The following is a 21,839-nucleotide window of genomic DNA, read 5'->3' on the forward strand; positions in this document are numbered from 1 at the left end:
GTCCGCCATGCCATCCACAAGCCCCCGCAAGGTGCTGATCGGACTGATCGGTGCCGGCATCCAGAAGTCGCTGTCGCCCGCGCTGCACGAAGAAGAAGCACGCCACCACGGCATGCGCCTGCACTACCAGCTCATTGACCTGGACCGCTCGGCGTCCTCGGTGGAGCATCTGCCCACGCTGTTGTCGGCGGCGCGCATCATGGGTTACGCCGGCTGCAACGTGACCTACCCCTGCAAGCAGGCAGTGATCCCGCACCTCGACAGCCTGTCCGAAGAAGCGCGCGCTATGGGCGCCGTGAACACCGTGGTTATCCGTGATGGACAACTGGTGGGGCACAACACCGATGGATCGGGCTGGGCCTGGGGCTTTACCCGCGCGCTGCCCGGCGCCGACCTGCGCCGCGTGGTGCTGCTGGGCGCAGGCGGTGCGGGCGCTGCAATTGCACACGCCGTGTTGCGCCTGGGCGCCGAGCACCTGAGCATCGTCGATGCACAGCCCGAGCGCGCAGCGCAACTGGCGGCCGACGTGAATGCGCTCTACGGCGCCCGGGCCGAAGCGGCTGACATCCAAGCGGCCATGGCACAAGCCACCGGCCTGATCCACGCCACGCCCACGGGCATGGACAAACTGCCCGGCCTGCCGCTGGACGTGGCGCTGCTGCGGCCCGCGATGTGGGTGTCTGAGGTGGTGTATTTCCCGCTCGACACCGCGCTGGTGCAGGCCGCGCGCGCACTGGGCTGCCGCGTGTCGGACGGCGGCGGCATGGCCGTGGGCCAGGCTGTGGGCGCGTTCGAGCTGTTCACTGGCGAGGCGCCCGATGCCGCACGCATGGACGCGCATTTCCGCCGCCTGGTCAGTACCCGCTGATGCCAACGCCCGCAGCAAACCACAAGGAGCCAACCCCATGAGCACCCCGATGATGGCCGCCCGCGAAGCGCTGGGCGAACTGCCCAACCCCCTGGGCTTGCAGGGCGTGGAGTTCATCGAATACGCCACCAGCCGCCCGCAAGCGCTGGGCCAGGCGCTGGAGCGCATGGGCTTCCAGCCCGTGGCGCGCCACCGCTCGCGCGAGGTGCTGCTGTACCGCCAGGGCGACATGAACATCATCGTCAACGCACACCAGGATTCCGAGCGCACGGGCCTGCATGCACCGCCTACGCTCACCGAAGCCCCCGTGCTGGCCGCCGTCGCATTCCGTGTCGGCAACGCCGCCGCAGCGTTTCGCCGCGTGCTGGAGCTGGGCGCATGGGCTGTGCACACCGAGGTCGAGGTGATGGAGCTGAACATCCCCGCCATCCACGGTGTGGGCGCGAGCCGCATCTACTTCGTGGACCGCTGGAAAGAGTTCTCCATCTACGACGTGGACTTTGTGCCCATTCCCACCGTCCACCCGCGCCCGCCCGCACTGCAAGGCCTGCACCTGTTTGGCGTGGTGCAGTACATCGGCCTGGGTCGCGCGGCGGACTGGATCCACTTCTACAGCGAGCTGTTCGGCTTTGCCGAGCTGGCGCCCAACCAGTCGTTTGGCGTGCTCACCCATGGCCGCATCCTGTCCAGCCCGTGCGGCACATTGCACTGGCAACTGATTGAGCCGCAGGTCGATGCACTGGACGCTGATCCCGAGGAGCTGCTGCAGCGCGTGGCCTTTGGCACGCCCGACGTGCTGGCCACAGTGAATGCACTGCGTGCGCGCGGCGTGGAGTTTGTGGAGTCGCCCACGGGCGTGCACACCGGCACGCGCGGCGCCCTCACGCGCGCCGATGCAGCCTCGCCCAGCTTCGAGCTGGTGCTCGACGCGCGCTGAGCCTGGAGACCGCCCATGCGCCGATCCACCATGCAACGCAACGTCGCCGATTTCGGCATGGACACCATCAGCCTGGCCGGCCCGCTGGAGGCCAAGCTCGCTGCCGTCAAGGCCGCAGGCTTTGGCCAGATCATGCTGGCCGCGCGCGACATCGTGGGCCACCCTGCGGGCATCGAGGCCGCCGTGCACGCCGTGCGCAACAGCGGTCTGCGCGTGACGGGCTTTCAGGTGCTGCGCGATTTTGAAGGCCTCTCAGGCCACCTGCACAGCTACAAGGTGGACATTGCCAAGCAGATGATCCTGATGGCACGGGACCTGGGCGCTCCCGTGCTGCTGGCCTGCAGCTCCACATCGTCACACGCCACGGCCGATGCCGACGCCATTGCGCGGGACCTGCGCAAGCTGGCCCTGCTGGCGTTGCCGCACGGCATTCGCGTGGCCTTTGAAGGCCTCTCGTGGGGCCGCCACATCAACGAGGTGCACCAGGCCTGGGCGGCTGTGGAGCAGGCCGACTGCCCCAACCTGGGCCTGGCCATCGACTCGTACCACCAGTTCGCCACCAGCACGCCGCTCTCGGCGCTGGAGGATGTGGACCCGGCCAAGATCTACTTGGTGCAGCTCTCGGACTTCATGTGGCAGGAGACGCGCACGGTGCAGGAGCGCATTGAGACTGCGCGGCACTTTCGCGTGTTCCCCGGCGAGGGCGTGCACAGCCAGGCGCTGGCCGAGCTGGTGCGCACACTGGACGGCATGGGCTACCAGGGCGACTACAGCTTTGAAGTCTTCAACGACGACTACCAGCAGCTGCCGCTGCCCTATGTGGCGCAACGCGCATGGAACAGCGCGCTGTGGCTGGCCGAAGGCGTGTTGCAGCGTGCCGTGCCGCTGCCGGGGCACCCGCGCATCCGTGCAGCCGCATGAACGCTTGCACTGTTAGCTATTGGCGCGCTTCTTGAGCCAGCGCATCAGCGCGCCCACTACGGGCAGCTTCTCGTACAGCTCTTCGGCGGCATCCCAGTAGTCGCGGTGCAAGGTCACCTGGCCCTGGGCGTCCAGCACCAGGTGCGAGGCGCCGCGCACCGTCTGCGTCACGCCCCTGTGGAAGTCCTTGAAGGCGAACAGAAAGTCCCAGGTCAAAAAGCACTGCTGCCCCTGCACCACGCGGCCCGTGACCACAAAACGCGGCTGCTCCAGTGCCTCGAACATGTGGGCAAAGATGCCCTGGATGGCAGGCACGCCCACCACCTCGTTGAACGGGTCCTTGAAGCGCGCCTGGGGCGCGTAGAACTGGCCGATGCTCGCCACATCGGCGGGCGACAGGTTTTCAAAAAACGCAATGACGCGCGTGACGGCTTCTTCGGTAGCGGGGGCGGTGTAAGGGGGTTGCATGGAAACTCAGAGTCCCGTGAACTTGCGGACGGCTGGAAAGTACCACCGGTAGGGCAGCAGCCGCAGCAGCTTCATCACGCGCGTAAAGCGCTTGGGGAAGTGAATATCGAACTGCCCGCGCGCCCAGCCCTGCAGGATGGCGTCGGCTGCCGCTTCGGGGGAGATGAGCGCAGGCATGGTGAAGTCGTTGCCCGCCGTGAGCGGCGTGGCCACAAAGCCGGGGTTGATCACGCTCACGCCCAGGCCCAGGTCGTGCAGGTCCAGGTACAGCGCCTCGGCCAGGTTGATGAGCGCGGCCTTGGTGGGCCCGTAGGCCAGGCTCTTGGGCAGGCCCCGGAACCCCGCCACGCTGCTGATCAGGCTCACATGCCCAGGGTGCCCCGTCTGCGCCGCAGTGAGCATGGCGGGCAGCACGGCGGCCAGCACATGCAGTGCGCCGTTGTAGTTGATCTGCTCGTGGCGCAGCATCACGGTCAGGTCGAAGTCGGTGGCGCGCATGTCGCGGTAGTAGCCCGCGCAGTAGCACACCAGGTCGGGCGCGCCGTCCGCCAGCACCTGTGCGGCGGCGGCTTGCACCTGCGCCGGCTCGGCAGTGTCAAAGGCCAGCGCTGTGCTGCCGGGGTGCTGAACCACAAAGGCGTTCAGCGCATCGCTGCTCCGGGCCGAGACGATGACTTGCGCGCCGCGCGCATGCAGCGCTGCCGCCGTGGCCCGGCCAATGCCGCTGCTGGCTCCGATGAGCCAGGCCCGGCGACCCTTCCAGTCGCGCAAGGGAGGGTTGAGTTTCATGGTGCGCGCTTGGTAAAGGACAAGGTGATCTCGCCAAGCCGCACGCCGAACTTGCTCATGGTGGCGCGGTTGAGCATCACGCGGTCATCGATGAGGTACATCCAGTCGTCCAGGTCCACGTTGTAGACCTTGCCGTCCACGGGCAGGGCCAGCGTGTAGTTCCAGCGGAAGGCGTTGCCGCGCGTCTGCCCGTTGGCCGTGCCCACCACATCGTCGGCGGTGCCGGTGTAGCGGCCGTCGGCATGTTTGGTCAGGCGCCAGATGCGGCGCTGCGTGGTGCCGTCGGAATAGGTGAAGGCTTCGTCCAGCACGCCCTCGTTGCCCTTCCAGCTGCAGTCCATCACCACGGTGAAGCGTTTGACGATCTGCCCGCTGCGGTCCTGGAAGATTCCGTAGGCGTCGATCTTGCCGTTGAAGTACTGGGCCAGGTCCAGCACCGGTTTTTCGCTGGCGTAGCCATCGAGGTTCTGGCTGGCGCAGCCGGACAAGACCACAGGTGCGGCCACGGCGGCGGAGAGGAGAAGGCGTCTTTGCATGTTGGGCATCCCTTGAAAAATCAGGCACTGGCCGCGCCGCGCGCAGGCCGAAGCACCAGCCAATACAGCGCCGCCGCTGCCAGCAGCTTGAGCGCGCTGGGCAGCACGGCGTAGGCCAGCCCCAGGGTGTGCAGGCCGTCGTCGCTGCGTGTGCCTGGCGTGTAGCCCCACCAGCCCAGCAGCGGCAGCGCCAGGCCTGCGGCCAGCGCCAGGTTGAGCTTGGTGGCAAAGTTCCACCAGCCGAAGTAAGCGCCCTCGTGCCGGCCGCTGTCGCCCTCGGCGGCAATCACGCCAGCCAGCAAGGCGCTGGGCAGGGCCAGGTCGGTGCCAAGGGCCACGCCCGACAGCGCACAGACGATGAGGAATGGCACCACATCGCCCGCACCCAGGAACGCCGTCCACACAAACACCGCAATCGCCAGCAGCATGCCAGCCAGCCAGGTGCGTGCCAGACCCCAGCGGGCGACGGCGCGCAGCCACAGCGGGATGGACAGCGCCGCGCAGACGAAATAAGCGGCCAGGAACATCGGCTCCTGCGCGGGCGGGGCCTGCAGGCGGTCCTGGATGAAGAAGAGCACCAGCGTGGCCGGGATGGCGCTGGCAATGCCGTTGAGCATGAACACCGCCAGCAAGCGGCGGAAGGCGGGCCGCCCCCAGGGCCGCCACAGGCTGGCACGTTGGGGCGGGCGGTACACGCCGGCCACGGCGCCTGCGTGGTCTGTGGGGCGCGGCGCGCGCGTCCACGCCCACCAGCCCAGCAGCAAGGTGAGTGCAAACACGCTGAGCATGACTGGCAGGCCCAGCAGTGCGGGCAGCACCGAGGCGGTGACTACACCCACCAGCGCTGCGCCCTCGCGCCAGGCCACGATGCGGCCGCGCTGCAGCTCGTCGCCGCCCAGCCGCGCGCCCCAGGACTGGTGCGCAATGCCCAGCTGGCTGTAGGCGGTGTAGGTGATGAGCAGCGCTACCAGCGCCCAGGCGATGAGCGCATCGGCCCCTGCTACCTGCGGGAAGAACAGGCTGGTCAACCCCAGTGCCAGCACCACCGCCGACACCGCGCCCACTGCCAGCACGGCGCGCACCGAGCGGCCAAACAGGTAGTCCGACAGGCGGCCCAGCAGCGGGTCGGACACCGCATCAAACAGCCGCGCCGCCAGCAGCACCGACCCCAGCGTGGCCAGTGGCATGCCGAACTCGCGCGCGTAGTGGTTGGGCAGCAGCACATACAGCGGCAGCGCCACAAACGCCAGCGGCAGGCCCAGCAGCCCATAGGCCAGGCCTTGGCCGGCGCGAATGGGCGGGGTGGTGGTCATTGCTGCCCTTGGCCCGCCGTGCGGGTGGCGGCGATCAGCTCTTGCCGCAGCCCGGGCTCGGAGGTCTGTGGCGACAGCCAGATGCCGAAGAACAGGCGCGAGAACTCGGCGTCGGGCACCTCGCCCACCACACGCCCGCCCATCTTGAACACGGCGCCCTCGCCGGGCTGGTACAAGCCCAACAGCCGGTCGCCCGCCTTCACATTCGGCAAGGCGGCGGCCAGCGCCTGCTGCCACCGCGTGGCCTGCTGGGGCGTGAAGCTGCCCACGCGGCGCATCTCCTCGATGGAGCGCTTGGCGATGGCGTCGGCCGAAAAGTCACGGTGGTAGGTCAGCTCCAGCGCCAAGGGGTGGGCCGCATAGTTGTCGGCATCAAAGCCGGGCTGCACCCACAGCCGCGCGCGGTAGATCTCAAACCCCAGAAAGCGCAGCACGCCCTGCCCCACCAACCGCGCGCCCGACATCGGGGCTGCAGTGGCCGCACTGGCCTCTGCCACCTGCGCCAGCGCGGTTTGAGGGCCAAAAGCCATCAATGCGCTAGTGAATATTGCGGTAATAGCTATGTTTTTCATAGCAATTCTCAGCCCTTGATCAGTCCTTGACCAGCGTGTACTGCACCAGGTCGATGTTGCTCATCGCAAACGCCGCTTCGCAGTAGGCGAGGTAGAACTCCCAGATGTGCATGAAGCGCTGGTCAAAGCCCAGCTGCAGAATCTGGGTGCGCTGCGCCAGAAAACGCTCGCGCCAGCGCTTGAGGGTTTCGGCGTAGTCCTGGCCGAACGCGAACTCGTCCACCACACGCAGGCCTGCCGCCTCGGCCTCGCGGCGGAACTCGCGCGGGCAGGGCAGGCAGCCGCCGGGGAAAATGTATTGCTGGATGAAGTCGGTGGAACTGATGTAGCGGTCGAACAGGCTGTCGTCGATGACGATGCTCTGAATGCAGGCCTTGCCGCCGGGCTTGAGCAGGCGGTTCACCGACTGGAAGTAGGTGGGCCAGTATTCGCGGCCCACGGCCTCGACCATCTCGATGGAGCAGATGGCGTCGTACGGGCCGTCCTGGATGTCGCGGTAGTCCTGCAGGCGCAGGTCGGCACGCTCGGCCACCCCCTGCTGCGCCATGCGCTTTTGCGCAAACGCGAGCTGTTCGGTGGAGAGCGTCACCCCCGTCAGGCGGGCGCCGAATTCGACGGTCGCCATCTCGGCCAGCGCGCCCCAGCCGCAGCCGATCTCCAGCACGCGGTCGCCCGCCTGCACGCCGGCCATGCGCAACGCGCGGCGCACTTTGGCGTGCTGGGCCTTGCGCATGTCGCCGCCCGCATCGCCCTCAAACCAGGCGGACGAATAGTTCATCGTGTCGTCCAGCCAGAGTTCGTAGAACGCGTTGCCCAGGTCGTAGTGGGCGTGGATGTTCTTCTGGCTGTTGGCGCGGGTGTTGCGGTTGAGCAAATGCTTGATGCGGTACAGCAGCCGGCCGGCCCAGGTGCCGTAGATCACGCCTTCCACCTGCTGGCGGTTGGCGATGAAGAGCTTGAGCAGGTCGGTGAGGTGCGGGGTGGTCCAGTCGCCCGCGATGTAGCTCTCGGCAAAGCCGATGTCGCCCGACTTGAGTGCGGCGCTGCACACATTCCAGTTCTTGAGCGTGATCGCGGCCGAGGGACCGTTCCCGTGGCCGAAGTGCTGCAGGGTGCCGTCGGGCAGCTGCACCGTAAGGTGGCCGTGCTGCAGCTTATGCAGCAGCTTGAGCGCCGTGCGGGCGGCTGCAGGGGTGCCGGCGGGCAGGGCTTGGGCAGAGCGGGGGGCGGTGGTGGAGTTCATGGCGGTCTCGTTCGTCATGGAAATCAACGGGTCACAGCGGCGGCGGGCGCCTCGGGCTTGCGGTGGAAACGCACGCGCTTGAGCCACAGCTGCAGCGCGTGCCAGTGAATGCGGGCAATGATGGCCAGCGTCATGGCGGGGTAGCCCCACAGTGCCTGGCGCAGGGTCTCTGGGGTGATGGTCTGCAGGGTGCCGCTCACACTGGTCTGGATGAGGGGGCCGGTGTCGTCGTCGTGGTCGATGCGCACCACGGAGCGGCCCGCATCCTGTGCACCGGCCTTGGTACTGGCCTCGGTGCGCATGAAGCGGAAGCGATAGCCGCCGCTCACCTCGCAAAAGGGAGACACATGGAACACCTTGCGCGCCCGCTGTTCCACGCCGTACTGCGGCGCGTCCAGCAGGTAGCAGTGGCGCTCGCCAAAGGTGTTGTTCACCTCGACCACGATGGCGCGCAGGTGGCCGTCTGCACGGTGGCAATACCAGAAGCTCACGGGCTTGAAGGTGTAGCCCAGCACGCGGGGGTAGCAGTGCAGCCAGACCTCGCCCGTGGCGTCGGAGATGCCTTCGGTGCGCAGCAGCTCGTCCAGCCACGCCAGCGCCCCGCCCTGTGCGGCGCTGCGGCCGTCACCGTGGTCCACATCATGGAAGCTGATGGCACCGCCGCGGTTCACCGCCAGCGGCGTGTGTGTGCCGCTCAGGCTGCGCATCGGCAGCATCAGAAAAAACGTGGGGTAGGCAAACGCATGCCGCCGGGGCCGCAGACGCGTGTGGCGCACCTGGCCGAAGCCAATGAGGGGCGCTGCGGATGGGGCCGGGGCGTGGCTCACGCGGCCTCCGCCAAGGGGGCTGGCAGGGCAGCCCGCAATTGTTCGGCCACGGCCAGGCCGGATTTGAGGCCGTCCTCGTGGAAGCCGTAGCCCGTCCAGGCGCCGCAGAACCAGGTGTGCTGCTGCCCTTGCAGTTTGCCCACCTGCTGCTGCGCGCGGATGGCGGCCATGTCGAACACCGGGTGGGCGTATTCGTAGCTGCCGATCACGTGCTCGGCTGCAATGTCACGTACCGGGTTGAGCGACACCACCACGGGCTGCGCGAACGGCACGGGCTGCAGCTGGTTGATGAGGTAGTGCAGGCACACGCGGGCCGACTCGCGGCTGCGCTGCTGGGCGCGCTCGTAGTTCCACGCGGCCCAGGCGGCGCGGCGCTCGGGCAGCACAGACGTATCGGTGTGCAGCACGGCGCGGTTGGCCTGGTAGCGGATGGCGCCGAGCACGGCGCGCTCCTGCGTCGTGGGCTGGGCCAGCAGCGCGAGGGACTGGTCGGAGTGTGTGGCCAGCACCACCTTGTCGAAGTGTTCTGTGTGGCCTGCGGTCACCACGCGCACACCGGCGGCGTCGCGTTCGATGCGGCGCACGGGGGTGTTCAGGCGCTTGTCGGCAATGCCCGCCACGATCTTGTCCACATAGTGGCGCGCGCCGCCGGACACCGTCCACCACTGCGGCCGGTTGCTCACCTGGATCAGGCCGTGGTTGTGGCAGAACCGGATCATGGTGGCCACGGGGAACTTCAGCATCTGGTCCGTGGGGCAGCTCCAGATGCAGCCCAGCATGGGCAAGAAGTACCAGTCGCGGAACGCGTCGCCAAAGCGGTGCTCGCGCAGGAAGTCTCCCAGGGGCTGCATCAGCGCGGCCTCGGCCTGCTTTTCGGCAATGCGCGTGCACAGCTTGTTGAAGCGCAGCAGGTCGCGCAGCATGCCCAGAAAGCGCGGGTTGACCAGGTTGGAGCGCTGGGCAAAAACGGTGCTCAGGTTGGTACCGCTCCATTCCAGGGCTCTGCCGCCGCCCAGGGCGGCGGGCACCTGCACCGAAAACGACATGTCGGATTTGGCCGTCTCCACGCCCAGCTCGGCCAGCAGGCGGATCAGGTTGGGGTAGGTGCGCTCGTTGAACACCAGAAACCCGGTGTCCACGCCGTGGGTGACGGGGGTGCCCGACGCATCGGGCAAGGTGACATCGACGGTGTGGGTGTGCCCACCGAAGTAGTCGCCCGCCTCAAACAGCGTGATGTTCGCCTGGCCGCGCAGCTGGTGCGCGACGGAGAGCCCGGAGATGCCGGAGCCGATGATGGCGATTTTCATGGCCGGCCCCCTCTGGCCGGCGCCTGGAATAAAAAGGTTGCGAAGCGTCCCGAAACGAATAAGAGAGGGAGGGAGGAGAAGCGCTCCAGGAGGTCAGTCGGAACCCAGGGGCCCGAAAGGCTTCGCAACGTTAAAACTGTACGCCGCGCAATCGTCTTGCGCAATGGATAGAGTGGGGCCGCTGCGGCGAAGTTCCAGAGGGCGCCTGTATTTTTTTTCAAGAAATGTAAAGAAGTCATGGCGCTTACCGGGGAGTAGGCAGGGCGAGCTGCCGTTCGATGGCACGCACAAGGCCCTTGTTGTCCGGCCCGGTCAGGCTGGAGTAGTTGTCCACCAGCTTGCCGTCGCGGCCCAGCAGGTACTTGTGGAAGTTCCAGCGGGGCGCCGTGCCCGACAGCTGGGCCAGCTGCTGGTACAGCGGCGAGGCCTCCGGTCCTTTCACGCTGCTCTTGGCAAACATCGGAAATTTCACGCCGAAGGTGTTTTCGCAGAAGTCGGCGATTTCCTTGTTGCTGCCTTTTTCCTGGGCAAAGTCGTTGGACGGGAAGCCCAGCACCACCAGCCCCTTGTCCTTATAGCGGGCATACAGCTCTTCCAGCCCTTTGTACTGGCCGGTAAAGCCACAGAAGCTGGCCGTGTTGACCACCAGAACCACCTTGCCGCTGTACTGGCACAGCGACTGGGGCTTTTCGTCCTGCAGGCGCGGGAAGGTGTGCTGCAGCGTGGCCGGGCACCCGGCAGGCGCGTCGGCCGCCTGGGCGACGGGCGCCAGCAACAGCCAGGCCCCCAGGGCGGCGGCGGTCGAGAGGAGTCTTGTGAGGCGTTTCATAGGACTTTGGGCAGTGAGTGCAGCCAATTTAACCATTTCATCATTTTTTGTCCACATGAGTTTTTATTTGTACTGAATGGTTTACGTGGCGCGCACGCGTTTGGATTCAGATTTCGGGAGGAAACGGGACGCGCGGTGCCACTGGCGCCAGCCCATGGCCGGGCAGGGAAAGGAGGGGATACAGCGTCAGCCCCAGTGACGGACGGCAGGAGCCACGCATGGGCAACGCCTCATGCAGGTATCGGGGGGGGGCTGTGGCCCGCCGCTGACAGCGGCGGCGCGTAGAACCGGGGGGCTTGCAGCGCCCTCCTGGTCGTCAGACCATCTGCAGCAGGCGGTCCAGCGACAGGTTGACGCGTACGTCCTTGAACGCCACCACGCCGGTGACCTTCCAGGGCGGCATGCCCGTGTCGCGGGGGATGGGCTCGCCCGTGGCCATGCCGTCGCGGTTGGTCACCACGGCCACGCGGGGGGTGGTGGCGGTGGTGCCCCGGCGGATGACCACGCCCACCTCACGGCTGGCCAGGCGCACAAAGGCACCCGGGGGGTAGACCCCCAGCGTCTTGACGAGGGCGGCGCCGGCCTCGTCCACCTGGTGTTCTTCGTCGTAGTAGCTGGCCTGCATGGCGGCGGTGACGGGCATGGGCAGCCGCGCCGCACGGGGAGCCAGGCGGGCGCCAAAAATGTCGGCACGCTGCAGCAGGCGCGCCATCTGCTGGGCTTCGGTCTTCTTGGACAGCGGCCCGGGCGTGCGGTGGTGGTGGCAGCGCACGGCCTCCAGCCACACCGGGTCGGCCACGCCCAGGTGGCGCAGCAGCGCCTCGGACCGCGCCGCGTGGTCTTCCACGGCCGCGATCTGGGTCGCGGTGAGGGGCTGGGTCTGCAGCACCAGCTGGTCCTGCAGCTCGGTCATGGCGATATTCATGCTCAGCGCCGCGTGCCCCAGTTGCTGCACGCGGCTGCTGGGCCAGCGCAGCATCTCGCGGGCGACCACCATGCACACGCAACTGACCAGCATGGAGTGGGTGGCGCTGTACATGCGTGTTTCCTGGGCCGACAGGTAAATCAGGCCCAGCAAGGTGGCGTCGGGGGTTTGTTCGCAATGGCGCGCCAGCTCGTCGTGCAGCGCCTGAAAGCGCCCGCCGAAGTCGCTGGGCGACGGGGCGCGCAGCAGCTGCGTGGCGCGCAACTGCAGTTCGGGCCAGTCGGGCAGGGTCTTGCCTGCACGCGCGGCGGCTGCAGCGGCGGCCTGCTCGCCCGCCGTCATCTTCATGGCGGCGATCTCGCCCAGGTTGGTGTCGGCGATCAGCATGCGCTGCAGCTGCGCCAGGTAGGCGCGGTGGCTGCCGCCGGATTCGTCGGTATCCACGCACAGCTCGCGGCCCCGTTCGACCAGCTTGGCCAGCTCGTCGCGGGTGCGGATCACATAGCCTTTTTGCGCCAGCAACACGCCATCGGCCCCCCTCAGCACAAAAGGCAAGGGGTGGCCCAGCTGGATGGATTCGATGTTGAGGCTGACGAGGTTCATGGTGCGCATTGCATTATCCGACGGCTACCCCCCGCCAAAGCCCGCGCAACCCCCGTGATTGCCCTGCTTTTTGGGCTCACGCCGGGGGGCGCGCCAAGTGCTGGCGTCAGGGGGCGGAATGCGGCGCTGAGGGTGCCGTGGCCGGGGCTGCGGGGGCCGCCGGTGCGCCCGAGGCATGGCGCCCCCCGCGCAGGCGGCGGACCAGCCGCCCGAACCCCTGTCCCAGGTCATCCACCCCGGTGAACACCGCGGGAATCACCAAGAGGCTCAGCAGCGTGGAGGTGATGAGCCCGCCAATCACCGCCACCGCCATCGGCGAGCGAAAGCTCGCGTCGGCCGCACCCAGGCCAATGGCGATGGGCAGCATGCCCGCGCCCATGGCCAGCGTGGTCATGATGATGGGCCGTGCGCGCTTGTGGCAGGCATCGATCAGCGCCTCAAAACGCGTCATGCCGTGTTCGCGCCGCGCCAGGATGGCGTATTCCACCAGCAGGATGGAGTTTTTGGTGGCAATGCCCATGAGCATGATCAGCCCGATGAGCGAGGGCATCGAGAAGCTCTTTTGTGCAATCAGCAGCCCCACAAACGCACCGCCCAGCGACAGCGGCAGCGCCGCCAGGATGGTCACCGGGTGCAGGAAGTCCTTGAACAACAGCACCAGCACGATGTAGATGCACAGCACGCCAGTGAGCATGGCCAGGCCGAAGCTGGCAAACAGCTCGCCCATCATTTCGGCGTCACCAATCGTGATCTGGCGCACGCCCGGCGGCAGGTTCTGTATGGAGGGCAGCGCCTCCACCGCCTTGGTCACGTCGCCCAGCGGCTGGCCCGAGAGTTCGATCTCGAAGTTCACATTGCGTGCGCGGTCATAGCGGTCCACCACGGCCGGGCCGCCGCTGAACTCCAGCGTGGCCACCTGGCCCAGCATCACCGGGCCCTTGGCGCCGGGCACCGGCAGCCGCTCCAGCAGCGACAGGTCCTTGCGTGCATCGTCCTGCAGCTTGACGACGATGGGCACCTGGCGCGCAGCCAGGTTGAGCTTGGGCAGCGACACGTCGTAGTCACCCACCGTGGCAATGCGCAGGGTTTCAGCGATGGCGCTGCTGGTCACGCCCAGGTCGGCGGCGCGGGCAAAGTCGGGGCGCACGGCGATCTCGGAGCGCACGAGGCTGGCGGTGGACGAGATGCTGCCGAGGCCCGGAATGGTGCGCAGGTCCTTTTCGACCGCCAACGCGGCCGTGGTCAGCGCCTGCGGGTCGTCGCCCGTGAGCACCAGCACGTACTTCTCGCCCGAGCCGCCCAGGCCCACCTTGCTGCGCACGCCGGGCAGCGTCTCCAGCGCGGCGCGGATCTTGTTCTCGATGCCCTGCTTGCGCGGCCGGTCGCCGCGCGGGGACAGCAGGATGGTGAGCGTGGCCTTGCGGGTTTCGGTGCTGGCGCCGCCCATGAAGGGGTCGGTGCCGGCCGAGCCGCCGCCAATGGTGGTGTACACGCTTTGCACATGCTCCATCTGGGCGATGCGCTGGCGCGCGTCTTCGGCCACGGCACGCGTCTGCGCCAGCGTGGCGCCGGGCGGCAGCTCCAGGTACACCTGGGTCTGCGAGTTGTCGTCGGGCGGGATAAAGCCCGTGGGCAGCAGCGGGATCAGCGCCAGCGAGCCGATGAAGAACGCCGCCGTGGCAATGAAGGTCATCCACCGGTGCTTGATGCACCACGCGGCCCAGCGCAGGTACACCGTCATCCAGCGCGGCTCCTTGTGGTCGCCCACGATGGGCTTCAGGATGTAGGCCGCCATCATGGGCGTGAGCAGGCGGGCCACCACCAGGCTGGCAAACACCGCGAGCGACGCCGTCCAGCCAAACTGCTTGAAGAACTTGCCCGCAATGCCGCTCATGAACGCCGTGGGCAAAAACACCGCGATCAGCGTGAAGGTGGTGGCGATCACGGCCAGGCCGATCTCGTCGGCCGCCTCCATGGCCGCCTGGTAGGGGGTCTTGCCCATGCGCAGGTGGCGCACGATGTTCTCGACCTCCACGATGGCGTCGTCCACCAAAATGCCCACCACCAGCGACAGCGCCAGCAGCGTGATCACGTTGATCGAGAAGCCCAGCCAGTACATGCCTATGAACGCCGGGATCACCGACAGCGGCAGCGCCACAGCCGATACAAACGTCGCGCGCCAGTCGCGCAGGAACAGCCACACCACCAGCACGGCCAGCAACGCACCTTCGTACAGCAGGTGCATGGAGCCGTCGTATTCCTCCTGCACCGGCTGCACGAAGTTGAAGGCCTCGGTGATCTCCAGGTCGGGGTGCTGCGAGCGCATCTCCTGCAGGGCCGCCTGCACCGCAGCGCCCACTTCCACTTCGCTCGCGCCCTTGCTGCGCGCGACCTCGAAGCCCACCACCGGCTTGCCGTTGAGCAGCGCCAGCGCGCGGGGCTCGGCGATGGTGTCTGCCACCGTGGCCACCTGGTCCAGCCGCACATGGCGGCCGTCCGACAGGGCCAGGGTCAGGCCCGCCAGCTCCTGCGCCGACTGCACCGTGGCCAGCGTGCGCACAGGCTGCTCGCTGCCGCCCAGGTCTGTGCGGCCACCAGCACTCTCCGTCTGAACCAGCCGCAGCTGGCGCGACACATCGGCCGCCGTGGCGCCCAGGGACTGCAGCTTGACCGGGTCGAGCGCCACATGCACCTCGCGCTGCACGCCGCCCACGCGGTTGACGGCGCCCACGCCACGCACGGTGAGCAGCTTCTTGGCCACGGCGTCGTCCACAAACCAGGACAGCGCCTCATCGTCCATGCGGGCCGACGCGATGGTGAAGGCCAGCACGGGCTGCGCAGCCAGGTCCATCTTGGTCACGATGGGGTCGCGCACGTCGCCCGGCAGGTCGCCGCGCACGCGGGCCACGGCCGAGCGCACGTCGTCCAGCGCCTCCTGCGTGGGCTTCTCCAGCCGGAACTCGGCGGTGATGGTGGCGCCGCCGTCCTGCACCTTGGTGTAGATGTGCTTGAGGCCCTGCAGCGTGGCGATGCTGTTCTCGATCTTGCGCGCCACGTCGTTTTCGAGCTGCGCGGGCGAGGCGCCGGGCAGCGCCACCGTGACGGAGATCGTGGGCAGGTCGATGTCCGGGAAGTTCTGCACCTTCATCGCGTTGAAGGACAGCAGGCCGCCGAAGGTCAGCAGCACAAACAGCATCAGCGCCGGTATGGGGTTCTTTATGGACCAGGTGGATACATTCATCGGGAATGCTCCTTAATTGATAGCTGTCAGCGCATGATCCACTAGCGCTACAGGCACTTTTTGCATGAAATACTCGCTGGAGGACTGCTTGCCCGCCGCTGGCGCCGCCGCAGGGGCCGCCACGCGCACGAGGTCACCATCGTTCAAAAAGCCCGCACCGCGCACGGCCACGGAGGCCCCGGCATCCAGGCCCGACAGCACCTCGACCCGGTCGGCCACGCGGCGGCCGGTCTGGACCTTGCGCATCTGCACGCGCTGGTCTCCGCCCACCACAAACACGTACGAGAACCCGTCGCGCACCACCAGCGCCTCTTGCGGCACGGTGAGCGCGTCGCTGCTGCCCAGCGCGAAGTCGCCCCGCGCAAACATTCCGGCACGGAAGTCGGTGTTGGCGGGCAGATCCACGTAGACCAGCGCATTGCGCGTCTGCGGGTCCACCGTGGGCGCGACCATGCGCACGGTGCCCTCGGCCACGGCGCCGCTGGCGGCGGTGACGCTGACTTTGGCGCCGGGCTGGATGCGCCGCAGCTCGGTGGACGTGACCTCGGCGCGCCACTCCAGGCGGCCCTTGCGCACCATGCGGAACAGCTCTGTGCCGGCCCCCACCACCGCGCCCACGGTGGCGGTGCGGGCCGAGATCACGCCACTGTCAGGTGCCACCACCTGCGTGTATTTGAGGCGCAGCTGCTGCGCGTTCAGCGCGGCCTGGGCGGCCTCCACGCGGGCCTTGGCAGTTTGCTCGGCCGTGGTGAACTGCTGGATCTGCTGCTGGCTGAGTGCGCCCGTGGCCTGTAGCGAGCGGGCGCGATCGGCATTGGCGGCGGCCTCGGCCGCATTGGCCTGGGCTTCGAGCAGGCTGGCGCGGCTCTGGGCCACATCGGCCAACACCGTGTCGGCAGAGAAGGTGGCCAGCACCTGCCCGGCCTTGACCACATCGCCCACGTTCACGCGCACGTCGGTCAGGCGCAGGCCGTTGCTCTCGGCCCCAATGCTCGCCTCTTGCCAGGCCGCGATGTTGCCGTTGGCGGCCAGGCGCAGCGGCACCTGCATGCGCTGCGGTTGCGCCGTGCTGACGGTGAGCGCAGGCCGGGGCTGGCCCGCCTTGGGTTCATCGGCGGCACGCGATGCACCCGAGAAAACCAGCGCACCGCCCGTGGCCAGCACGCAGGCGGTGATCACGGCGAAGGCGGTGGGGGAAAACTTGAAGGAGAAGGAGGAGTGTTGCATGTGCATCTGTCCTGAAAAATTCATATCCGCTGTGCATGGTGTTGGGCGCAGCCCACTGCGCTTGAAACCGGCGATGCGCAGACGAGGCGCAAAGCGCCTCAGGGGGTGTCTCATAGCTTCCAGCCGCCGCCAGCGGCGCGGTACAGCGCAATCCAGGCGGTCTGGCGCTCGTGCTGCAGCGCGATCAACGCGTTCTCGGCGGCCAGCGCTGTGCGCCGGGCGTCTTCCAGCTCCACCAGGCTGGCCAGGCCTCCGCGCCAGCGCGCCTCGGTCGCGTCGAACGATGCGCGGTAGCCGTCGGCGGCAGTGCGCGCGCTGGCGCTGCGCTCGGCTGTGCTTTGCAGGCGCACCAGGGCTTGCTCGACCTCGCTCACGGCCTGGCGCACCTTGGCCCGGTACTGCGAGGCGGCCTCGTCATAGCGGGCCTGCGCTGCATCGGTCTGCGCGGCACGCCGGCCACCGTCAAAGAGGGGCACGCTGAGCGCCAGCGGGCCGATGGTCCAGGTGTTCAGGTCGGTGGTTACGCCCCCCGTGCGCACCTGGGCTGCACCCACGCTGCCGCTGAGGGTCAGGCGTGGGTAGCGCTGGGCCTGGGCGCTGGCGACGTCGGCACTGGCGGCCGCCACTTCGCGCTCGGCGTTGTACACGTCGGGGCGCTGGGCCAGCACCTGGGCGGGCAGTGCGTCCACGGTAAACAGCGTGTCCGGGGCCGCAGCCACCGGCTGGGCCAGCCGGGTGCGCAGGGTGGGTTCTTCCCAGCCGGTGAGCGCCACCAGGGCCTTGACTTCCACATCGCATTGCATGCGCTGCTGTGACGCACGGGCTTGGGCCTCGGCGGCGCTGGCACGGGCCAGTGCGGCCGTGGCGGGCGCCGTGAAGCCCGCGCGCTCACTCAGCTGGGACAGGCGGGACGTTTCACCACGGGACTGCGCGTCGCGCTCGGCCACCTGCTGCTGGGCCAGGCAGGTGCGGATGCTGCTGGTCTGCTGTGCCACCTCGGCCGCCACGCTCACGCGCGCCTCGTGCCACAGGGCCTGTGCGCCCGCCAGCCGTTCATCGGCCGCAGTTTTGGCGGCGCGGTTGGCGCCAAACAGGTCCACTTCCCAACTCGCCTGCAGTCCGGCCTGCGAGGTGGTGGCCACGCGGGCCAGCTGGTCATTGAAGCCCCGGCTGGCGCTGGCCTGTGCGTCGAGTGAAGGCAGCAACGCCGCCCGGCTGCCCACCTGCGTGGCGCGGGCCTGCGCAATGCGCGACTGGGCCTGCGCGATGCCCGGGCTCACGGCCTGGGCGGCGTCGATCAGCTCGACTAGCAGCGGATCTTGCAGCTGGGTCCACCAGCGGGCCATGTCCGTGAGGGAGCCCTGGTGCGGCAAGGGTGCCTGCCAGCCCATGGGCACGGGTGTTTCGACCTGGGCTGGGGGTGCGGTGGTGGAGCAGGCCACGAGTGGCAGGACCAGCGCCAGCCACAGGGGTTTGTGTGAGATCAGTCGCATGTGCAAGTCACTCTGGGGTACGGGAAGAGGAGGTTTTTTTGGCGGACGCAGCAGCGCGGGCCGTAGCGCGGCGCTGGCGCTCCCCGTCCACCATGAACTGGGCAAAGTCCACCAGCCGTGATGTGGTGGCGGCCAGTCCCCGTGGCGTGGCGGTGAGTCCGGGGCGCACCGCCTGCACCACGTCGCGGCCCACGTAGTACTGCAGCGCCAGGGCGGTGATGGCCATGGCAAGGCGGTGTACGTCGTCATCGGCGGTTTTCAGGCCGAACTCCTTGCACAGTAGGCCCACGAGCGCGGCGTGCGCGGGCTTGATCTCGCACTCCAGCTCCTGCTGCCACAGCCCGGTCGGGTCCAGCATTTCGCGAAAGTGCAAGCGCATGCACAGCTCGACCAGATCGCCTTCGTGCAGGGGTTGCATGAAACTCTGGATCAGCAGCTCGATGAACGCAGGCAAGGTGTCCGGCCAGGCATCCACGGCGATGGGGCTGCCCATGGGTTCGGTGAACGCCGCACGGTACAGCCCGTTCTTGTCGCCAAAGTAGTAGCTGATGGAGGCCGGGTTGACCCCCGCCGCCTGGGCAATGTCGCGGATGGATGCCTTGGCAAAGCCGTTTTCTGCAAAGAGGCGCAACGCTGCGTGCAGCAGCCGTGCACGGGCCTGCGCGCCTTCCGTGGGCGGTGGTGGGGGCATGGAAGGCCGGGGCGACCTGGAGGCTGAATCTGGCATGGAGCCGGATTACAGCACTATTTAATCAAACGATTGATTAAATTTTTGTTTCAGAAAATGTCGAAGGTGTTTCGGCCGTGTCTCTGCCCGTGCGGAGCGGCTGTTTGGAGCGGGGGCTGGGCAGATCGGATGGAGGTTTTGCACCATCCGAATATAGGGTGTGGAGGAGGAAGGCGACCCCTCCGGAAGTCGGCCATTCCTTGCGCTGTGCGCCCGCCGATCAGGCTGATGCGGCAGCAGAGCCGAAGACCGCGGTCCACAGCGCCAGCACGGCATCGCGCTCGGTCTGCAGTGCGGGGGGCGTGACCTGGGTGGGCGCCTCGTCCAGGCGCGCCACGTGCTGCACCCGGCGCAGTTCTCGGTACGCGTCGGCGGCTGCGTGGCCCACACCGGCAGGTAGCAGGCCCACTTGCTCGGCGCGCTGCAGCAGCGCAATGTTGCCCAGGTTGCCGCGCAACTCGGGGTGGGCCGCAGACTGCGATAGCACCAGGTACTGCACGGCAAACTCTGCGTCCACCATGCCGCCCGGGCTGTGCTTCACGTCAAAGCGGCCTGCCGGCGTGGGATGGGCCGAGCGCACCCGCTCGCGCATGGTCACGATCTCGTCTTTCAACGCCAACGGGTCGCGGGCGGAGGTGATCACGGCCTCACGCACGGCGTCGAAGCGCTCGCGCAAGGTCTCGCTGCCCATCACAAAGCGCGCACGTGTCATGGCCTGGTGTTCCCAGGTCCAAGCGGTGTTGCTGCCGCGTTGCTGCTGGTAGTTGGCATAGGCCTCGAAGCTGGTCACCAGCAGGCCCGAGTTGCCGTTGGGCCGCAGGGCCGTGTCGATCTCGTACAGGTCGCCCTCGCCCGTCTTGACGGTCAGCCAGTTGATGAGCTTGCGCACAAAGGCCGCGTACACCTCGGGGGCGCGCTCATCGTCGTCGTCGAACACAAATACGATGTCCAGGTCGCTGCCGTAGCCCAGCTCCTTGCCGCCCAGCTTGCCGTAACCAATGATGGCGAACTGGGGTTCGTCGCGGTGGCGGTTCTTGAGGCGGCTCCAGCACCACTGGCTGGTGATGCGCAGCACGCTGTCGGCCAGCGCGCTGAGGTCGTCGGCCACCTGTTCCACCGTGATGCGGCGCTCCACGTCGCGCGCCAGGGTGCGGAAGGTTTCTGCATGCTGGGCACGGCGCAGCAGGTTGAGCAGGGTTTCGTCGTCGTCCTCACCGGTGGAGCGCAGCGACGCCAGGCGCATGCCCAGTTCGCGTTCAAAGTCGGCTACCACAAAACGTTCGGACAGCAGTGCGTCGCCCACCAGCTCGTCGATCACGCCGGGGTGCTGCAGCAGGTACCGTGCGGGCCATTTGGCCGCGCCCAGCAGGTGCAGCAGCTGTTCGTGCACCGACGGCCGCTCCAGCAGCAGCGCCAGATAGCTCTCGCGCCGCAGCAGCGGCTCCAGCCAGTTGGCCAGGCGCACGGTCGCCTCTTCGGTGACGCGTCCTTCCTTGAGCCACTGGGCCGTGCGCTGCACCAGGCGGAACAGGCGCGCGCGCGCTTCGTCACGCAGACCGGCCACGCGCGGGTGGTTGCGCCACTCGGCCACGCGCTCACGAAAGCCCGGCGGCAGCTGCTCCAGCAGGCCTTCCAGTTCCGGGGGCGGCGGTGCCGCTGCCCGGGGGCCGCCACAGCCGCCGCCGCTGCATTGTTTTTTGCCGTTGCCACCCAGCAGGGTGTCGAACTCCTGGGCCACCAGCTCGCGGTGTGCGTCCAGCTCGTGCAGGAAGGCGCAGCAGTTCTTGTAACCCAGGGTGCTGGCGATCCAGGCCAGATCGTCGTCGCGCGTGGGCAGCACGTGGGTCTGCTGGTCGTCCAGGTACTGGATGCGGTGCTCCACCCGGCGCAGGAACACATAGGCCCGGGCCAGCGCGTCGGCGGTTTCCTGGGGCATCAGGCCCGCGTGGGCCAGGCGCTGCAACGCATCCAGCGTAGGGCGGCGGCGCAGCTCGGGGAACTGCCCGCCGCGCACCACCTGCAGCAGCTGCACGGTGAATTCGATCTCGCGGATGCCGCCACGCGAGAGCTTGACGTCGTTGGCGCGCTCGGGGTGCCCGGCGCTGCGTTTGGACGCATGGTCCCGGATCTGGCTGTGCAGCGAACGCAGCGCGTCGAACACGCTGTAGTCCAGGTAGCGGCGGAACACAAACGGCAGGACCACGCCGCGCAGTGCTTGCACCTCGGGGCGGCCAATGCAGTCGCGCGGGGCCACTACACGGCTCTTGAGCCAGGCAAAACGTTCCCATTCGCGGCCCTGCACCTGTAGGTATTCCTCCAGCGCGGCCAGGGACACCGATGCGGGGCCCGAGTTGCCGTTGGGCCGCAGGGCAAGGTCCACCCGGAAGACAAAGCCATGCTCGGTGGTGTCGCCCACCAGGCTGTAAATGGCCTTGACGGCGCGCGCAAAGTATTCGTGGTTGGAGATGCGGCCCCGGCCATCGGGCATGCCGGCGGTTTCGCCATCGTGCTCATACACATAGATGAGGTCGATGTCGCTGGAGACATTGAGCTCGCGGGCGCCCAGCTTGCCCATGCCGATGATCCACAGCTGCACGGGCTGGCCCTGCGGGCCGCGCGGTGCGCCATGGCGTTCGTCCAGCTCGCGGCGCGCCTGCTGGCAGGCGCGGTCCAGGGCCAGTTCGGCCAGTTCGGTCACGGCCCGGGTGATGTCGGCCAGGGGAGTCTGTGCCTCACAGTCCAGCTGGATCAGCCGTTCCATGACCAACTGGCGCAGCACGCGCAGCGCGGTGCCCGTATCGCAGCCGCGTGCGCACAGGGCATCGTAGGCCTGGCCCATGGTCGCCAGCACCGGGACGCCCGGGGGCAGCAGCGGAAGGTCGTTGGCGTAGCGGCGGTGCAGGCGCTGGTAGAAGCGGGAATGTTCGGCCAGGGGGCCCTCGGGCAGGGGCTGGTGGCAGCGGGGGTCAGACAGAGAAGGATGCATGGCAGCCACAGCCGGATGTTGGACGGG

At 67.9% G+C, this 21,839-nt stretch carries 18 protein-coding genes; 3 read left to right on the forward strand and 15 right to left on the reverse strand.

The genetic code is table 11. From position 1 onward, the window contains the following. The first annotated feature begins 7 nt into the window (after nucleotides 1-7). Genes ACODSM_RS01795 through ACODSM_RS01805 form a run of 3 tightly spaced genes read left to right on the forward strand, consistent with a single transcriptional unit; the run spans nucleotide 8 to nucleotide 2,726 of the window. Complete coding sequence (locus ACODSM_RS01795) at nucleotides 8-868, forward strand: shikimate dehydrogenase (protein ID WP_209817006.1); 861 nt, start codon at nucleotides 8-10, stop codon at nucleotides 866-868. A gap of 37 nt (nucleotides 869-905) precedes the next feature. Beyond that, nucleotides 906-1,805 (forward strand): VOC family protein, encoded by a 900-nt coding sequence (locus tag ACODSM_RS01800; RefSeq protein WP_291441824.1) that lies wholly within the window; start codon nucleotides 906-908, stop codon nucleotides 1,803-1,805. A 15-nt stretch (nucleotides 1,806-1,820) separates the two neighbouring features. Then, complete coding sequence (locus ACODSM_RS01805; protein ID WP_488804144.1) at nucleotides 1,821-2,726, forward strand: sugar phosphate isomerase/epimerase family protein; 906 nt, start codon at nucleotides 1,821-1,823, stop codon at nucleotides 2,724-2,726. 12 nt (nucleotides 2,727-2,738) lie between these two features. On the opposite strand, the gene ACODSM_RS01810 is transcribed toward ACODSM_RS01805, so the two are convergent. The 15 genes from ACODSM_RS01810 to glnE all read right to left on the reverse strand — a co-directional run bounded on the left by ACODSM_RS01810 (nucleotide 2,739) and on the right by glnE (nucleotide 21,812). After that, nucleotides 2,739-3,194: a nuclear transport factor 2 family protein gene (locus tag ACODSM_RS01810; protein WP_488804145.1), complete on the reverse strand. Its 456-nt coding sequence runs from the start codon at nucleotides 3,192-3,194 to the stop codon at nucleotides 2,739-2,741. A 6-nt stretch (nucleotides 3,195-3,200) separates the two neighbouring features. Further along, nucleotides 3,201-3,983, reverse strand: coding sequence for an SDR family NAD(P)-dependent oxidoreductase (locus ACODSM_RS01815; protein WP_209816833.1), 783 nt, complete (start codon nucleotides 3,981-3,983; stop codon nucleotides 3,201-3,203). Then, nucleotides 3,980-4,519 (reverse strand): DUF3833 domain-containing protein, encoded by a 540-nt coding sequence (locus ACODSM_RS01820; RefSeq protein WP_210436207.1) that lies wholly within the window; start codon nucleotides 4,517-4,519, stop codon nucleotides 3,980-3,982. The genes ACODSM_RS01815 and ACODSM_RS01820 overlap by 4 nt, the downstream gene beginning before the upstream one ends. A gap of 20 nt (nucleotides 4,520-4,539) precedes the next feature. Then, on the reverse strand, nucleotides 4,540-5,832 hold the full coding sequence (locus tag ACODSM_RS01825; RefSeq protein WP_488804146.1) for an MFS transporter: 1,293 nt from the start codon (nucleotides 5,830-5,832) through the stop codon (nucleotides 4,540-4,542). Further along, complete coding sequence (locus tag ACODSM_RS01830) at nucleotides 5,829-6,362, reverse strand: chalcone isomerase family protein (protein WP_488804147.1); 534 nt, start codon at nucleotides 6,360-6,362, stop codon at nucleotides 5,829-5,831. The genes ACODSM_RS01825 and ACODSM_RS01830 overlap by 4 nt, the downstream gene beginning before the upstream one ends. 61 nt (nucleotides 6,363-6,423) lie before the next feature. After that, nucleotides 6,424-7,647 carry a class I SAM-dependent methyltransferase gene (locus ACODSM_RS01835; protein WP_488804238.1) on the reverse strand — a complete coding sequence of 408 codons (1,224 nt, stop codon included), beginning with the start codon at nucleotides 7,645-7,647 and terminating at the stop codon, nucleotides 6,424-6,426. Nucleotides 7,648-7,670: 23 nt separating this feature from the next. After that, the gene (locus tag ACODSM_RS01840) at nucleotides 7,671-8,474 is read right to left on the reverse strand and encodes a DUF1365 domain-containing protein (protein WP_488804148.1); all 804 of its coding nucleotides are present in this window, start codon (nucleotides 8,472-8,474) and stop codon (nucleotides 7,671-7,673) included. Continuing rightward, nucleotides 8,471-9,781, reverse strand: coding sequence for an NAD(P)/FAD-dependent oxidoreductase (locus ACODSM_RS01845; protein WP_488804149.1), 1,311 nt, complete (start codon nucleotides 9,779-9,781; stop codon nucleotides 8,471-8,473). The genes ACODSM_RS01840 and ACODSM_RS01845 overlap by 4 nt, the downstream gene beginning before the upstream one ends. Before the next feature lie 244 nt (nucleotides 9,782-10,025). After that, nucleotides 10,026-10,610 carry a glutathione peroxidase gene (locus ACODSM_RS01850; RefSeq protein WP_488804150.1) on the reverse strand — a complete coding sequence of 195 codons (585 nt, stop codon included), beginning with the start codon at nucleotides 10,608-10,610 and terminating at the stop codon, nucleotides 10,026-10,028. Between the two features lie 316 nt (nucleotides 10,611-10,926). After that, complete coding sequence (locus tag ACODSM_RS01855) at nucleotides 10,927-12,138, reverse strand: HD-GYP domain-containing protein (protein WP_209816838.1); 1,212 nt, start codon at nucleotides 12,136-12,138, stop codon at nucleotides 10,927-10,929. Nucleotides 12,139-12,244: 106 nt separating this feature from the next. Next, complete coding sequence (locus ACODSM_RS01860; protein WP_488804151.1) at nucleotides 12,245-15,379, reverse strand: efflux RND transporter permease subunit; 3,135 nt, start codon at nucleotides 15,377-15,379, stop codon at nucleotides 12,245-12,247. A 12-nt stretch (nucleotides 15,380-15,391) separates the two neighbouring features. Then, entirely contained in the window at nucleotides 15,392-16,606 is a 1,215-nt protein-coding gene (locus ACODSM_RS01865; RefSeq protein ID WP_488804152.1) for an efflux RND transporter periplasmic adaptor subunit, read from the reverse strand. A gap of 110 nt (nucleotides 16,607-16,716) precedes the next feature. Beyond that, nucleotides 16,717-18,099, reverse strand: a complete 1,383-nt coding sequence (locus tag ACODSM_RS01870; RefSeq protein ID WP_488804153.1) for an efflux transporter outer membrane subunit — start codon at nucleotides 18,097-18,099, stop codon at nucleotides 16,717-16,719. Nucleotides 18,100-18,106: 7 nt separating this feature from the next. Continuing rightward, nucleotides 18,107-18,790, reverse strand: coding sequence for a CerR family C-terminal domain-containing protein (locus tag ACODSM_RS01875; protein WP_233250406.1), 684 nt, complete (start codon nucleotides 18,788-18,790; stop codon nucleotides 18,107-18,109). Nucleotides 18,791-19,046: 256 nt separating this feature from the next. After that, nucleotides 19,047-21,812: a bifunctional [glutamate--ammonia ligase]-adenylyl-L-tyrosine phosphorylase/[glutamate--ammonia-ligase] adenylyltransferase gene (glnE, locus tag ACODSM_RS01880; RefSeq protein ID WP_488804154.1), complete on the reverse strand. Its 2,766-nt coding sequence runs from the start codon at nucleotides 21,810-21,812 to the stop codon at nucleotides 19,047-19,049. Nucleotides 21,813-21,839 lie beyond the last annotated feature (27 nt).

Source organism: Acidovorax sp. FG42 (assembly GCF_057809195.1).

What these genes read in the sequence shown, in the direction of transcription:
- ACODSM_RS01795 (WP_209817006.1), top strand. Translation starts at nt 8, where the DNA reads ATGCCATCCACAAGCCCCCGCAAGGTGCTGATCGGACTGATCGGTGCC.
- ACODSM_RS01800 (WP_291441824.1), top strand. Translation starts at nt 906, where the DNA reads ATGAGCACCCCGATGATGGCCGCCCGCGAAGCGCTGGGCGAACTGCCC.
- ACODSM_RS01805 (WP_488804144.1), top strand. Translation starts at nt 1,821, where the DNA reads ATGCGCCGATCCACCATGCAACGCAACGTCGCCGATTTCGGCATGGAC.
- ACODSM_RS01810 (WP_488804145.1), bottom strand. Translation starts at nt 3,194, where the DNA reads ATGCAACCCCCTTACACCGCCCCCGCTACCGAAGAAGCCGTCACGCGC.
- ACODSM_RS01815 (WP_209816833.1), bottom strand. Translation starts at nt 3,983, where the DNA reads ATGAAACTCAACCCTCCCTTGCGCGACTGGAAGGGTCGCCGGGCCTGG.
- ACODSM_RS01820 (WP_210436207.1), bottom strand. Translation starts at nt 4,519, where the DNA reads ATGCAAAGACGCCTTCTCCTCTCCGCCGCCGTGGCCGCACCTGTGGTC.
- ACODSM_RS01825 (WP_488804146.1), bottom strand. Translation starts at nt 5,832, where the DNA reads ATGACCACCACCCCGCCCATTCGCGCCGGCCAAGGCCTGGCCTATGGG.
- ACODSM_RS01830 (WP_488804147.1), bottom strand. Translation starts at nt 6,362, where the DNA reads ATGGCTTTTGGCCCTCAAACCGCGCTGGCGCAGGTGGCAGAGGCCAGT.
- ACODSM_RS01835 (WP_488804238.1), bottom strand. Translation starts at nt 7,647, where the DNA reads ATGAACTCCACCACCGCCCCCCGCTCTGCCCAAGCCCTGCCCGCCGGC.
- ACODSM_RS01845 (WP_488804149.1), bottom strand. Translation starts at nt 9,781, where the DNA reads ATGAAAATCGCCATCATCGGCTCCGGCATCTCCGGGCTCTCCGTCGCG.
- ACODSM_RS01850 (WP_488804150.1), bottom strand. Translation starts at nt 10,610, where the DNA reads ATGAAACGCCTCACAAGACTCCTCTCGACCGCCGCCGCCCTGGGGGCC.
- ACODSM_RS01855 (WP_209816838.1), bottom strand. Translation starts at nt 12,138, where the DNA reads ATGAACCTCGTCAGCCTCAACATCGAATCCATCCAGCTGGGCCACCCC.
- ACODSM_RS01860 (WP_488804151.1), bottom strand. Translation starts at nt 15,379, where the DNA reads ATGAATGTATCCACCTGGTCCATAAAGAACCCCATACCGGCGCTGATG.
- ACODSM_RS01865 (WP_488804152.1), bottom strand. Translation starts at nt 16,606, where the DNA reads ATGCAACACTCCTCCTTCTCCTTCAAGTTTTCCCCCACCGCCTTCGCC.
- ACODSM_RS01870 (WP_488804153.1), bottom strand. Translation starts at nt 18,099, where the DNA reads ATGCGACTGATCTCACACAAACCCCTGTGGCTGGCGCTGGTCCTGCCA.
- ACODSM_RS01875 (WP_233250406.1), bottom strand. Translation starts at nt 18,790, where the DNA reads ATGCCCCCACCACCGCCCACGGAAGGCGCGCAGGCCCGTGCACGGCTG.
- glnE (WP_488804154.1), bottom strand. Translation starts at nt 21,812, where the DNA reads ATGCATCCTTCTCTGTCTGACCCCCGCTGCCACCAGCCCCTGCCCGAG.